This is a genomic window from Pseudolabrys sp. FHR47, from assembly GCF_005153485.1.
Taxonomy (GTDB): Bacteria; Pseudomonadota; Alphaproteobacteria; order Rhizobiales; family Xanthobacteraceae; genus Pseudolabrys.
Map to the genome: position 1 here is coordinate 2133117 of NZ_CP039740.1, position 13482 is coordinate 2146598.

14 protein-coding genes and 2 tRNA genes are annotated in these 13482 nt (G+C 62.5%); 10 read left to right on the forward strand and 6 right to left on the reverse strand.

Annotation, left to right across the window (positions count from 1 at the left end; genetic code table 11):
• Window positions 1-47 precede the first annotated feature (47 nt).
• On the forward strand, window positions 48-590 hold the full coding sequence (locus E8Q40_RS10540) for a hypothetical protein (RefSeq protein ID WP_137044430.1): 543 nt from the start codon (window positions 48-50) through the stop codon (window positions 588-590).
• 225 nt (window positions 591-815) lie between these two features.
• Here E8Q40_RS10540 and E8Q40_RS10545 read toward each other — a convergent pair whose 3' ends face one another.
• On the reverse strand, window positions 816-1127 hold the full coding sequence (locus tag E8Q40_RS10545) for a hypothetical protein (RefSeq protein ID WP_137044432.1): 312 nt from the start codon (window positions 1125-1127) through the stop codon (window positions 816-818).
• A gap of 249 nt (window positions 1128-1376) precedes the next feature.
• On the opposite strand from E8Q40_RS10545, the gene E8Q40_RS10550 reads away from it, so the two are divergent.
• Entirely contained in the window at window positions 1377-2192 is an 816-nt protein-coding gene (locus tag E8Q40_RS10550; RefSeq protein ID WP_137044434.1) for a glutathione S-transferase family protein, read from the forward strand.
• 85 nt (window positions 2193-2277) lie between these two features.
• On the opposite strand, the gene E8Q40_RS10555 is transcribed toward E8Q40_RS10550, so the two are convergent.
• Window positions 2278-2730, reverse strand: a complete 453-nt coding sequence (locus E8Q40_RS10555; protein WP_137044436.1) for a DUF2147 domain-containing protein — start codon at window positions 2728-2730, stop codon at window positions 2278-2280.
• A 337-nt stretch (window positions 2731-3067) separates the two neighbouring features.
• Here E8Q40_RS10555 and E8Q40_RS10560 point away from each other — a divergent pair, with 337 nt between their 5' ends.
• Complete coding sequence (locus E8Q40_RS10560; RefSeq protein ID WP_137044438.1) at window positions 3068-3358, forward strand: SEL1-like repeat protein; 291 nt, start codon at window positions 3068-3070, stop codon at window positions 3356-3358.
• On the opposite strand, the gene E8Q40_RS10565 is transcribed toward E8Q40_RS10560, so the two are convergent.
• Window positions 3355-5055 (reverse strand): tetratricopeptide repeat protein, encoded by a 1701-nt coding sequence (locus E8Q40_RS10565; protein ID WP_137044440.1) that lies wholly within the window; start codon window positions 5053-5055, stop codon window positions 3355-3357. The genes E8Q40_RS10560 and E8Q40_RS10565 overlap by 4 nt on opposite strands.
• Window positions 5056-5131: 76 nt before the next feature.
• Window positions 5132-5428: a DUF3551 domain-containing protein gene (locus E8Q40_RS10570; protein ID WP_137044441.1), complete on the reverse strand. Its 297-nt coding sequence runs from the start codon at window positions 5426-5428 to the stop codon at window positions 5132-5134.
• A gap of 176 nt (window positions 5429-5604) precedes the next feature.
• Here E8Q40_RS10570 and E8Q40_RS10575 point away from each other — a divergent pair.
• From E8Q40_RS10575 to E8Q40_RS10590, 4 genes are all read left to right on the forward strand, one after another.
• Window positions 5605-5698: transfer RNA gene (locus E8Q40_RS10575), tRNA-Ser, on the forward strand.
• A 791-nt stretch (window positions 5699-6489) separates the two neighbouring features.
• Window positions 6490-7827: a porin gene (locus E8Q40_RS10580; RefSeq protein WP_137044443.1), complete on the forward strand. Its 1338-nt coding sequence runs from the start codon at window positions 6490-6492 to the stop codon at window positions 7825-7827.
• Window positions 7828-7926: 99 nt separating this feature from the next.
• On the forward strand, window positions 7927-8307 hold the full coding sequence (locus tag E8Q40_RS10585; RefSeq protein ID WP_137044445.1) for a helix-turn-helix domain-containing protein: 381 nt from the start codon (window positions 7927-7929) through the stop codon (window positions 8305-8307).
• A 110-nt stretch (window positions 8308-8417) separates the two neighbouring features.
• Window positions 8418-8723: an ETC complex I subunit gene (locus E8Q40_RS10590; protein ID WP_137044447.1), complete on the forward strand. Its 306-nt coding sequence runs from the start codon at window positions 8418-8420 to the stop codon at window positions 8721-8723.
• A gap of 30 nt (window positions 8724-8753) precedes the next feature.
• Here E8Q40_RS10590 and E8Q40_RS10595 read toward each other — a convergent pair whose 3' ends face one another.
• Window positions 8754-9992 (reverse strand): EAL domain-containing protein, encoded by a 1239-nt coding sequence (locus E8Q40_RS10595; RefSeq protein ID WP_137044448.1) that lies wholly within the window; start codon window positions 9990-9992, stop codon window positions 8754-8756.
• 183 nt (window positions 9993-10175) lie between these two features.
• Window positions 10176-10252, reverse strand: a tRNA-Arg gene (locus tag E8Q40_RS10600).
• Between the two features lie 243 nt (window positions 10253-10495).
• On the opposite strand from E8Q40_RS10600, the gene E8Q40_RS10605 reads away from it, so the two are divergent.
• The 3 genes from E8Q40_RS10605 to E8Q40_RS10615 all read left to right on the forward strand — a co-directional run bounded on the left by E8Q40_RS10605 (window position 10496) and on the right by E8Q40_RS10615 (window position 13391).
• Window positions 10496-11488: a TRAP transporter substrate-binding protein gene (locus E8Q40_RS10605; RefSeq protein WP_137044450.1), complete on the forward strand. Its 993-nt coding sequence runs from the start codon at window positions 10496-10498 to the stop codon at window positions 11486-11488.
• Between the two features lie 71 nt (window positions 11489-11559).
• Window positions 11560-12075: a TRAP transporter small permease gene (locus E8Q40_RS10610; RefSeq protein ID WP_137044452.1), complete on the forward strand. Its 516-nt coding sequence runs from the start codon at window positions 11560-11562 to the stop codon at window positions 12073-12075.
• A complete protein-coding gene (locus E8Q40_RS10615) occupies window positions 12072-13391 on the forward strand; it encodes a TRAP transporter large permease (RefSeq protein WP_137044453.1) in 1320 nt (439 codons plus the stop codon). The genes E8Q40_RS10610 and E8Q40_RS10615 overlap by 4 nt, the downstream gene beginning before the upstream one ends.
• The last annotated feature ends 91 nt before the right edge of the window (window positions 13392-13482 follow it).

Sequence of the window (13482 nt, forward strand, 5' to 3'; positions counted from 1 at the left end):
TCTCGAACCATGTCCGAAGGTGTCATCGTCTCGCGACGAGCTGACTGATGACGCGCATCGCCGGCGAATCACTCGCCCCCGATTCGCTCGTTTTTGATCGATTTCGGCTTGTCGACACCATTGCGCGACGATTTCCGCGTAAATTTTTTTCACAGTGTGCCGATGCCTTCCGAACAGCCGAAGACGTGCGCTGCAGACGGTGGGAAAGGCCGGGGAATACGTGCGTTGATCAGATTCGCAGCGCATTGGCGGCATGCAAAAAATGCTTATGTCACCGCGCTTTTTTGAATTCTCTCGTTGATGCTGGCAATGAAAAGCAAGGCAAGCGATGTCGGCTGCGTTGCGTTGCGTCTTTGCTGTGCGATTACGCTAGAAGGCAACGTCGTCGCGCCGCTTACGCACATGAAAGCAACGAGTCACTGTTTTTTTTCTTGCGCTGGTGTAAACCAATTGTGGTGCAGGTCGATCCCCGACCGCACTTATGCGACACCCGCCATTCTAAATGGCTAGGAGGGCAGCAAATGGCTAAACGTAAGAAGAAAGCAGTGAAGACGGCGAAGAAGGCCAAGAAGAAGAAGAAGAAGCTCTAGGTCTAGCGCCTCTTCTCGGTCCTCGGCGCACGCGCCGCGGACCGCGTCATAGGGGGCCGGTGTGCATCAGGTACGATACGCAAGCAGTCGTTTGTCTCATGCACCCGGTTCCGATGACATCAGAGGGCGTCGGGGAGACTAAAAGTCTCACCGACGCCCTCCGAGTTTGTGGAGACCGTTTCCGGTTTCAGCTTTCGGCCTGAGTTATCGCGCGGGCTTTTCCGATCAGGCCGATGCGCCCTTCAGCCGCTTGTTGCACGCGCTCCAGAACTGCGGCCACTTCATTCCCTTTTCGATCTTGCCGGCGTCCTTCGCCACCTTCCACTCGGCGGCACACTTCTTCTGCCGTTCGCGCGCGGCGATCTGGCCGGGCGTCGGCGTGCGCTTGGGTTTCGGTGTCGCGGCTGTGCTCGAGCCCGGCGCCGGCGTCGACGATTGCGCGAACGCCGGCCACGGCGCCGCGATCATCCCGGCGAGCAGCGTAGCGAAAGCGACCCGCAAGACCGGTGTCGCGATGGGTGTCCTCGTGGCAGTCATTCGTTTTGCGTTGAACATCGATCCCCCCGCCTTGGCCAGGCTCGGTCGCATAAGCGCCCGGTACGGCCGCTTGTCGATGCGCCAAGTTTCAACCTGCGGAGGTATTCTATCCAACAAAAGTTGTGTCCGTCCATAGTCGCAGCGTTCGCTTGCGGCTGTGGCAGGGGAGATATGTGTCTGACTGTTGCGGTCCTCGGCCCGCGGTCTGAGAGTGGATGAGGCAGACTTGATTTCGGGGGGACCGTTCGTATGGCGCATCGCACGTTGAAGCGCGGAAGCAATGCCAAGGCGGCCCCGCCCAAATCGACCTCGGCACGTTTCGCCGCGGCAAGGTCATCGGCAGCGGTCAAGGGTGCGAAGGGGCCCAATGGTCCCAAGCCAATCGAGCTTTATTACTGGCCGACGCCGAACGGCCAGAAGATCGTCATCATGCTCGAGGAGTGCCGGTTGCCCTACACCGTCAAGCCGGTGAACATCGCCAAGGGCGAGCAGTTCGATCCCGCCTTTCTGAAGATTTCGCCGAACAATCGCATCCCGGCGCTGGTCGATCCGAACGGGCCCGGCAAGCGGCCGATTTCGATCTTCGAGTCTGGTGCCATCCTTCAATATCTCGCGCGCAAGACCGGCAAGTTCTATCCCAAGGACGAACGCGGCCGCGTCGAGGTTGATCAATGGCTGTTCTGGCAGGTCGGCGGCGTCGGTCCGATGGCGGGGCAGGTGCATCACTTCAAAAGCTATGCCCGCGAGCACATTCCGTATGCGATCGCGCGTTTTGTCGATGAGCTGAACCGGCTCTACGGCGTGATGAACAAGCGGCTTGTCGGCCGCGACTTCATTGCTGGCCGCTATTCGATCGCCGACATGGCGCTGGTCGGCTGGGTCAATGGCTGGCAGAGGCAGGGCCAGGACATCGAGCAGTTTCCGCACCTCAAGCGCTGGCTGGCGCGAATGAAGACACGCCCGGCGGTCAAACGCGCTCTGGCGCTGGGCCAGTCGTGGCGGCAGGGCGTCGACATGAAGGACCCGAAAGTTCAGGCCGTGCTGTTCGGTCAGCGCGCGCGCTGAAGGCAGGGCTCGTTACCATCTTTGCAAACGAAAAAAGCCGGCCGCATCGCAGCCGGCTTTCTCATCCACTTCCGGACTCGATCGGTCAGTCGGCGCGCTTCCAGGTCTGGCTCTTGCACAAGATGCCGAGCACGCAGCCCTGCACCTGCATGGCATTCTCGCTCACCAGCGTGACATGCGCGTCGTAGGTCTTGCCGTCGTCGGCGTTGTAGATCTTGCCGGACCATTTGTTGTCGCCGGTCGGCGCCATGCCGTTGACCACCGGCACGCCGATCAGCGGCCGCGAACGCTTGGCCGGATCGGCATTGCGCTTGTCGGTCTTCGGCTTGCCGGTCTCGGGATCGACCGGCTCATTGAGCCAGACGACCTTGCCGCACAGTTTGTTGTCGCCGCATTCCGACACGCGGACCTTGGTACCGCCGTCGGCCGAGAGCCAGGTGCCGGCCGCCGGCGTTGCCGCCTGGGCGCCTGCGATGAGCGAAGAGGTTAGGAGCACGGCCGCCGCCATCGCGGCCGTTTTCACGTTTGAAAACTGCATTGAGAACCTTCGAATTTGCGTCTCGTCGTCGGGTGGCGGGACCTTCAAAGCCCGGCGCCAGCCCGTTTGTCATATAACCGTTACATTGGAAATTGGTTACCTGCATCCCAATCAACTCAGTTAGCAGTCTGTAACAGGACGCACCGGCCGCTCCGTAACGCCTTTAAAACAAGGGCTTTTTCAGCGCCCCGGCTAAAATCGGCCATGAAAATTTCACGATTGATTCAGCCAATTGCTTAAAGTGCCATTCAAATTTTCTCCCGAAGATCGCCTCAACACAGGGACGTCAAACGCGGCACCCGGAATACCGGGGCCGCCAGCGTAACGGGAGCAGAAGATGATCAATCTTGCGGTGGTCGCCGAGTGCCGGGAGCCTTCCGATGCGGAGGCCTGTTTCGAACTCGGCATGGCGTATTCGTCGGGTGCCGGCGTGCCGGTCGACCTGATTGAGGCGCACAAGTGGTTCAACATCGCGGCGATGCGCGGGCATTGTGAGGCCGCGCAGGTGCGCCGTGAGATCGCCGAGCAGATGAGCGACAGCGACATCGGCCGCGCCCAGCGCGCCGCGCGCGATTGGCTCAAGCGCAATCAGCCCGCGCCGGCCGAGCCGGTTCGTATCGCTGCCTAAAGTTTGATGTCGGCGGCGAGGGCGTCGCGCAGGTTCGCGACGACGCTGGCCCAGTCGCCGATCGCGGGCTGACGGAACAGGCGCGCCTGCGGGTACCACGGGCTGCGCTCGCCGGTGAGCGTCCAGCGCCAGTCCGGCGTGAACGGCAATAGCACCCAGGTCGGCCGGCCCATCGCGGCGGCTAGATGCGCGACCGAGGTGTCGACCGCGATCACCAGATCCACGAGCGGCATCATCGCGGCGGTGTCCGCCATGTCGGCGAACTGCCCGCCCAGATGCGTCACATTGCCGTGGCGCGCCAGCATCTCCGCATCGTTTGCGCGCAGTTCGTGCTGAATGCTGACGAACGACACGCCATCCTGCGCCAATAGCGGCTCGAGCGCTGCGAGCGCGATCGAGCGATTGGCATCATTGATATGATGGACGTGGCCGGCCCAGGCCAGCGCCACACGCTTGCCCGGCAATGCCTCGATCACCGGACGCCACTTGTCGATGCGCGCGGCATCCGCCGTGACATAAGGGATCGGGGCCGGAACATTGCCAGACGTCGCCTTCAGGGCGAGCGGCAAACTGCCGAGCGGGCATTGAAAATCGTAAGCGGGGAGGGCTTCGCCGCGCGCATGGCAGGATGCAATGCCGGGAAGGCCGCCGAGCAGTGCTTTCAGCTCGGGCTGTACTTCGAGAACGACGCGCGCACCTGCATTCGCCAGCATCGGGGCGTAGCGCGCGAACTGGATGGAGTCGCCGAGGCCCTGTTCGGCGTAAAGCAGGATAGTCTTGCGGCCGAGCGGAAAGTCGCCGAGCCAGAGCGGACGCCGATAATCGCGGCGCCGGTCGGTCACGCCGGTGCGCTTCCAGCGCCATTCGTATTCGGCAAATCCTTGGTCCAGTTTTCCGAGCGCTAATAGCGTCAGCGCCAGATTGAAGTGCGCGTCGGCGTAATCCTTGTCCAGCGCGATAGCCTTGCCGAAGCTGGCGGCCGCGTCGTCGTGCCGGTTGAGCATTTCGAGCGCACGGCCGCGGTTGTTCCAGGCGAGGCGATGCTCCGGTAACGCAGCAAGGGCGCGGTCGAAGTCGGTCAGCGCTTCCGCCGGCTTGCCGAGCTGCAGCAGCGTGTTGCCGCGATTGTAGAGCGCGCTTGGATTCCCGGGAGCGGAGGCGATGACGGCGTTGAAATCGTCGAGCGCCTCGGTATGGCGGCCAAGCCCGGCTCTGGCGACGCCGCGACTGAGCAGCGCCGCGGCATTGCGCGGCTGGCTGGCGAGCACGGCGTCGAGATTGGCGAGCGCCTCCTGCGGCCGCTTCATACTCAGCAGCGCCGAGGCACGGTTGAGCAGCGTTTGCGGATCGGCCGGGTTGAGCGCCAGCGCCTTGTCGAGACAATCGAGCGCCTCGGCATCGCGCTTGAGCGCATGCAGGACGTTGGCGAGATTGAACAGGGCGTCGGGAACGCGCGGATTGATTTTCACGGCGCTGGTGAGGAGCCGCAGCGCTTCGCCCATCTGACCCGACTGGGCCTTGAGTGCGCCGAGCAGGTTCAGTGCGTCGAAATTATCGGGGGCCGCCTTGAGTGCCCGTGTATAGAGCTTTTCCGCCTCGCGCAGGCGGCCGGCGCCGTGCAGGCGAAGGGCTTCCTGAAGCGTTTGCCCTAGATCGAAACCGGATGGTCGCAACACACGCTCGTCAGGCTTGGCCATGGCGCTCAAAGCGAACGCCGGATGGGCCGGGGATCGCGGAAGCAGGCGGCTTTGTCAATCCGATGTCGGGGTGCGCTTAGCGGGGCTGGCTGTGGCGTTTCGGCTGAGGCCGTGGAGCGGGGCCGACATAAGCGGGATTGGGCATGCAGGCGCCGCCGACGCCGCTGATCGTGGCGCGGCATTGGGCGAGGGTGGAGAAGCCGCAATTCGTCGCCCCGACGGTGGACTCGCTGTACACGGCGCACCATGGATATTCGATACCGGCCTGGGCCGCGCCGATTGCCTGCGGGTTAAAGGTGAAACCAAGGACCAGCGTCACGGCGATGGCCGCCGGCGGCAGCGACAAAGCGAGACGGGGCGTTTTCTGTCGCATCGAACTGTACTCCTTGTGCGGCGGCGGCGCGTGGCGCCCAGGCTGCGGACATAACGCGCCGGACGTCCGGATGGATATGTGGCTTGTATCAATATTCTCGCCACCGCCGATATCCGGCGTCGGACGACATACGCGAATTGACGGGTCAGGCCCGGTTCTGTACGCCAGTGCCCGTCGGAGCTGTGGCCGAGTGGCTGAAGGCGGCGGTTTGCTAAACCGTTATACGCTTGTAAAGGCGTATCGAGGGTTCGAATCCCTCCGGCTCCGCCAGCTTTTCAACGACCAGCAATTCGAACCCTCGATTTTACGCGCGCGGCGACGCGCTTTGGCGCGGCGCCTCGCGCTGGGAAACGGCCCGGCGTAGCCGGGCCTATGGGTTCGAATCCCTCCGGCTCCGCCAGCCTTGCCCGCGGCCGCACGGCAGTCGGCCCCCGTCTCATCGAAACGCTTCGTCCGGAACTGCGGTTTCCTGTGGATTCGGGGCCGCCGCATGCGTGCAGACATTGTGTCAAATCCGGTCAGTTCCTTACGAATCGCCGGCTCGGTTGGCCGTCAATTCGGACGGTGAAGCCGGCCACGACGGCGTTTCCCAGAACGGAGGACGGCGGTTGCCATGATGGCCGGCGAACAATTTCAGGCTGCAAGGGGGGCGCTGGCAGCTCGAACGCTGCCATTTTTAACGTATTGTTTTCGTTAGTATTTTATAAATATCCGGTGGTGGGCCGACAGTTGTTTGGGCCGGTTTCAAAGTGCGTGTTTTTTGCGCAACACCTCCTTTGAAAAGCACCGCCAGAGGCTGTGTGCGAGGCGCTTCTTCATTGCGTGGAGGGGGGCTTCGGATATGTTCGAACTGCGACGGAGGGGGGCATCCCCATGTCGTGCTTTCCGGGTCGACGGATCGCTTCAGAAGAACGGCCCACTGATAACTTGTAGCGGGCTGATTGGCTGGACCGAGAAGTTTACCGGGTTGCGGGGAGCAAAAGGGGAAGTTCCATCACGTGCTGTCGCACTGGACTGGATACCGAACCCTCTCACGATAAACAGTCTTTTGGAGGTTCAATATGAAGATGGTGAAAAGCCTTCTGCTCGGCACCGCGGCGGGTCTCGTCGCTACTGCCGGCGCGCAGGCGGCCGATCTTCCCGTCAAGGCCAAACCGGTCCAGTACGTGAAGATTTGCTCGCTCTACGGAGCTGGCTTCTACTACATGCCGGGCACGGATACCTGCATCAAGGTCGGCGGCTTCGCGCGCGCCGAAGTGAACTTCGGCGCCGGCGGCTCGTTCGCTCCGTCGTTCATCAACTGGGATGCTCGTTCGACCAACACCCAGGCCTGGCGTACCCGCGCCGGCATCACGGCCGATGCCCGTTCGCAGACCGCCTACGGCACCCTGCGTGGCTATGCCTACCTCGCCGCCACGTCGGACAACTCGATCGGTCAGGGCGCCGTCACCAACGGCACCGGCGCGACCGCGTATGACCGTCTGTACTCGCCGGCGGCGTTCATCCAGTTCGCTGGCTTCACCATGGGCCGTACCGGTTCGTTCTTCGACTTCGATGGCATGGGCTATTCGAACCAGTCGAACGTCTGGGGTTCGGCGCAGGGCGGCAACGGTATCGAAGTCTGGGCCTACACCGCTCAGCTCGGTAACGGTCTGTCGGCCTCGATCGCGGCTGAAAACAACAACGGCCGTCGCGTCGGCGTTGCGACCATCGCGGGTGCTTCGAACACCGCGGCCGGTCAGTCGATGCCCGACATCGTCGGTAACCTGCGCATCGACCAGGCTTGGGGTTCGGCCCAGATCATGGGTGCCTACCACCAGGTCAACTACGGTGTTGTCGGTAACCCGAGCGATGAAGCCGGCTGGGCGTTCGGCGCCGGTCTGAAGGTCAACCTGCCGATGCTCGGCAAGGGCGACTACATCATCGGTCAGTTCACCTACGGCGTCGGCGCGATCGACTATGTCGGTTCGGGCCTCGCTCAGGCGCAGACCACCCAGCGCGGCGGCACGATCTCGTACGGCCCGGCTTGGGATTCGGTGCTCACCGGCACCGGCACCACGGCTGACCTGACGACCGGCTGGTCGATCACCGGCGGCCTGGAGCACAACTGGGTCCCCGGCTGGAAGACCTCGCTGTACGGCGCTTACGGCAAGCTCGAGTACTCGACTGCCGCCAGCACTTCGCTGCAGCTCGCTGCGGCCGGCACCACCGTTGGCTCGTCGGCCAACTGGTCGTACTGGCAGGTCGGTTCGCGCACCGTCTGGACCCCGGTCACCAACCTCGACCTGAGCGTCGAAGTTATGTACCAGGTGCAGAACACCGCGTTCACCGGCGCGACGATCGGCGACAACAGCTGGTGGTCGGGCATGTTCCGCGCCCAGCGCAACTTCTATCCCTGATCGGATAGTGTGACTAAAGGCCCCCGGCGAGAAATCGCCGGGGGCTTTTTGCTAACGAGTTCGGCCCCCTCGTGGGTCGCGTGCGTATCGAGAAAGCCCATGCCGGCTCGTCACGCGCCTGATCGTCCTTTCGATATCGCCCATCTGATGCGGATGGAGCGGCTGGCCTTTGCCGCAAAGGTGCGCATGGCGCGCGCGGTGACCGGCTTGAGCCAGAGCGAACTGGCAGCACGCATCGGCATGACACAGCGTTCCATACACAAACTCGAGCAGGGCGGCACCGAGCCGCGCCGCGCCACGGTTGCGGCGCTCGCGATGCTGTGGCGCGAGCAGGGCATCGAGTTTGAGGATCTGGCCGATGGCGGTTTCCGAGTGGTCGTCCGTTCGACGACGCTTGAAGAGCCGGTTCCTGCCCGGCGGCCGCGCGGCCGGCCACGGACGGTGCGCGCCCAGGTTTCGCCTGCCGGGTACCGCGCCTGATCCGAAACCGTCACGGTTTGGGAGCCTGTTGCAGGGGTGCGTTGCCAGTCTCGCGGCGGCGCCTTATACGGAATCGCGACCCAGCCGTTCGCCAGACAGGTGCGAAACCCATGACCGCGCGCATTTACCGTCCGTCCAAAACCGCCATGCAGTCCGGCGTCGCCAACACCCGGAAGTGGGTTGTGGAGTACGATCTCGCTGAGCCGCGTACCGTGGAGCCGCTGATGGGCTGGACCTCCTCGGGCGACACGCGCCAGCAGCTTAAGCTGCGTTTCGATACGGAAGCGGAGGCAGTTGCCTATTGCGAGCGCAACGGCATCCCTTACCAGGTGTTCGAGGCCAAACCGTCGCCGCGGCGGACGATTTCCTATTCGGACAATTTCGCCTTCAAGCGCCGCGACGCCTGGACGCACTGAGCTTAGTCACTCCGGGCGCGCCGCGCGCGTTCAAACGGCCGATGCGCCCTGTTTGCGGCTCGCGGTTCGCTGGCGTAGCAGCGAGATGAAGCGGTCTTCCGGCATTGGCTGGCCGAGCAGAAATCCCTGGCCGTAATCGCACCCCATACTGGTGAGCGCCGTCATGTCGGCCGCCTTCTCGATGCCGATGGCGACCGCGACCTGACCGTAGTTGTGGGCGAGGTCGATCACCGTCTTGCATAGCGGCGCATTGAACTTGTCGGTGCCGCAATCGCTCACGAACGAGCGGTCGAGCTTGAGTTCGGCGAATGGCATCTTGCCGAGCTTGGCCAGCGAGGACATGCCGCGGCCGAAGTCGTCGATCGCCAGGCGAGCGCTGCATCGTTGCAGGCGCTCCGCCAGTAATCCGGCCAGCGACAGATCTGCGATGATCTGCTCCTCCGGGACGTCGATGATGAGACCCGCCCATTTCGGGATTCTCGGCCGGTTTGCGCGGACAATGTCTTCAACGGCGAGCTTCTCCAGCGCTGCCACCGGGATGTTGACGGTCACCGGCAGATTGAGACCGAGCCGGGCGAAACTTTGCGCCGTCCTGAGCGCGCTCAGCAGTGCCATCTCGGACAATCGGATGACACTGGCCAGGTCAGCGTTCGGCATGAAGGAGCCGGGCAGGGCGACGCCGGTCGTTGGATGGCGAGCGCGTGCATAGGTTTCGGCACCCGCCAATTGCCTTTTGCGCAGGTCGATCTTCGGCTGAAACCAGAATTCGACCCAGCCTGAATCGATCGCCTCGCTAAGGTCGATCTGCGACGCCGACACTTTGATGGTGCCGAGCCTGAGCGCATCCAGAGTCCGCACGACGAGGTCCGTCTCGAACGGCTTCTTCAGCACCGGCAGCATATTGAGGTTCTGCTCGACCCCGATCTTGCGCACGTGCTCAAGGACGGCACCGCCGCGCGCGCTCATGAGCTGAACCGCGCCGGCGTATGAATGGCAGCCGAGTGTGACCACGGTTTCGATGGCGTCGCGAGAATCCAGCGCGATGTTGAGAAAGATGAGATCGGGAATGCGTTGCGCCAGCGCCTGCCGCATCAAGGTGCCGTCCGCGAAATCCATCGTGTCGACGCCGGCGCCATGCAGAACCAGCGACAGGAAGTGGCGGATGCTCGGTTCTTCGTCGACGACAAAGCAACAGGGCGCGCCGCACGGCGCCAGAGGCGGCGAGGCCAATGGCGTGTCACCACGGGTGCTGGCGGGCGTCTTGGGCATCGACGGCTCGCGTGAAAATGGAAATGCAGCGCACAACGGAAGCAGGAGTAGAAGGTATCAGTGAACCAGACGGGTTAAATTTAGGTTGTAAAAATGGATCGCTATTGTAGGGCGTGCGCAAAAGCGCGTGCCCCACATTTCCCCGGAGGCGCGGTAAAATGAAGCTGCGCGACGGTGCGAATATGGCGACCCCGGCTGGATTCGAACCAGCGACCCTCAGCTTAGAAGGCTGATGCTCTATCCAACTGAGCTACGGGGCCGTGTGTCGACGTGTAACCGTCCGACGTTACTTTTGGAAGCTTGGTCGTTGGGCGCTAATGCGGCGCAACACGAGCAACATCCGCTAAGCTGATGATATCCAAAAGGTCTTGACGAAACATGCCGTTGCGCACCGCCCCGAGATTGGTTCTGGACAACTTGTAACAACATTAAATTCCGGTACCATGACTGCGCATAACAACGGCGGCAGGCACAACTGACCGCCCTCAACGGGGAGGAAAACCATGCGATTCTTCGCAGGCATTGCCGCACTCTGCGTGTCACTGGCCGTCAGCGCCGCCCAGCCCGTCCAGGCTCAGCAAGTCATCACCCTCAACGGCGCCGTCCAGTTCAACGACGACCACGCTTTCACCAAGGCGCTGGTGAAGTTCGAGGAACTGGTGAAGAAATACTACGGCAAGCCGATCAACTTCGTGCTGCACAAGAATTCGTCGCTCGGCCTCGAGAAGCAGTATTTCGAGTACATGGCGCAGGGCAAGGCGGTCGACTACGCCATCGTGTCGCCGGCGCATATGTCGACCTTCTCCAAGGCCGCGCCCTTCATCGATGCGCCGTTCCTGTTCCGCGACCTCGCGCACTGGAACAAGGTGCTCGACGCCGACCTGCTCAAGCCCGTGGCCGATGAGATCAACGAAAAGGCCGAGGTCATGCTGATCGGCTATGCCGGCGGCGGCGTGCGCAACATCTTCATCAATAAGCCGATGGGAAGTCTCGCCGAGATCAAGGGGCTCAAGGTGCGCGTGCAGGGCGCGCCGATCTGGAGCAAGACTTTCGCGGCGGTTGGCATGTCGCCGACGGTCATTGCCTATAACGAAGTCTACAACGCGATCCAGAACAACGTGATCTCGGCCGGCGAAAACGAAGCGGCGGGCGTCGAGGCGATGAAATTCTACGAAGTCGCCCCCAACCTGGCGATGACCGAACACGCCATCACGATCCGCCCGATCTGCTTCTCGGCCAAGACGTTCAAGAGCCTGCCGAAGGACCTGCAGGACGCGATCATCAAGGCCGGCAAGGAAGCGGGTGCCTATGGCCGCCAGATCGAATCCTCTGAAGACGGCCAGAAGCTTGAGGCGCTGGAAAAGGCGGGCAAGCTCAAGCGCGTCCCCTTCAAGGATCGCGAAGCCATGAAGAAGCTCGTCGACCCGGTGATGGAGGCCTATGCCAAGGAAATCGGCGCCGACAAGATTTTCTCGGCGATCAACAACGTCAAATAATCGAACCTGAATGCTGAGTTCGCGGCCGGGGACACTCTCCGGCCGCGCACTTTGGTGGGAATGGGGGAAGCATGAGCGAGTTTCAGGCGGACGCGCCGCCCGGTCCGTGGCGCCGCTTCACGGCCGCCTATGCGACCCTGTTGTCGTGGCTTCTCGCGATCACGGTCGGGCTGCTGATCATCCCCGTCAGCCTGCAGATATTCTCGCGCTATACCGAGCTGATCCCGGCCTACATCTGGACCGAGGAAATGGCACGGTTCATGTTCATCTGGACCATCATGATCGGCGCCATGATCGGTGTGCGGGAGTCGACGCATTTCGAGGTTGACCTCATGCCGCAACTGCGGCCGCGCGGCGAGGCGTTCGCTCGACTTGTGGGCCGGCTCGGCGTTCTGGTCGCCGCGCTCGTGTTCGTCCATGCAGGGATCGAGTTCACGCGTTTTGCCTGGCGCCGCACGTCGGAACTGGCCGATCTGCCGCTCTGGTATATCCACGTCGCCTGGCCCGTGACCGGCGTGACCTGGCTCGTATTTCTCGGCGAGCAGATGCTCGGCGATTTCAAGACAGCATTCGGGAGAAGCGTGTGACCGGTTCCGTCCTGTCGCCGGGAATGGCGGCGCTGATCCTCTTTGGCTGCTTCTTTCTGTTCATGTTCCTGCGGGTGCCGGTCGCCTTCGCGCTGGCACTGGCCTGCCTGCCGATCCTGGCGATCGAGCCGCGGCTCGACACCATGAATCTGATGCAGGAGACCTTCAATGCCTACAACTCCTTCATACTGCTGGCGGTGCCGTTCTTCCTGCTTACCGCCAATCTGATGAATGTCGGCGGCACCACCGACCGGCTGCTTAAATTGTCGCGGGCCATGGTCGGGCATTTCCCCGGGGGCCTCGCGCAGATCAACGTCGTGCTGTCGATGTTCTTTGCCGGCATTTCCGGATCGTCGACGGCGGACGCCGCCAGTCAGTCGAAGATCTTTATCGATGCCCAGACGAAGGAGGGCTACGACCTGTCCTTCTCGGTCGCGATCACCGCCGTCTCCGCCGTGCTGGCCGTGATCGTACCGCCGTCGATTCTGATGATCGTGTGGGGCGGCATTCTGACTGTGTCGATCGGCGCGCTGTTCCTGGCCGGTATTCTGCCGGGTCTGCTGATCGGCCTGGCGCAGATGGCGACGGTGCATGCTTACGCCAAGGCGCGCGGCTATCCGACCTATCCGCGCGAGACCTGGCGGCAGCTCCTGTGCGCAACCTGGATCGCCATTCCGGCGCTGATGACGCCGGCCATCATTATCGGCGGCAAGATCTTCGGCTGGTTCACCGCGACCGAGTCGGCCTGCATCGCCGTGCTGTATGCCGGCGTACTGTCGCTCATGGTCTATCGCGAGATGGACCTGAAGGGGCTTTACGGCGCGCTGCTCGACACCGGCAAGCTTGCCGGCATCGCGCTGTTCTGTGTCGGTACCGCCAGCATGTTCGGCTGGCTGCTGGCCTATTACAAAATCCCGGAGGCGATCCTGGCCGGCGTCAGCACTTGGGGCATGGGCTTCATAGCTACCGGCTTCTTCATCTCGCTCGTGTTCCTGGTGGTCGGCTGCTTCCTTGACGCCATCCCCGCGATCATCATTTGCGCGCCGATCCTCGAGCCGCTGGCCAAGGGCGTGCATATGGACCCGGTGCACTTTGCCATGATCGGCATCGTGTCCCTGGCCTTTGGGCTGGTTACGCCGCCTTACGGCCTGTGCCTGATGATCGCCTGTTCGATTGCCGGCATCCGTATCCGCGATGCGATCAAGGACACCGCCATCATGCTGATACCGATGCTCGTGGTGCTCGGGCTGGTGATTGTCTGGCCGAAGGTATCGCTGCTGCTGCCGGGCCTGATCTCGCCGGAATTTTTGCGGTAAAAAACATCGATATTCCAATTTGTTAGGTTGGTTTTATCGTGTTCACCCATCACTTGAGACAGACATTGGCGGCCCATGCCTGTGATGGCCG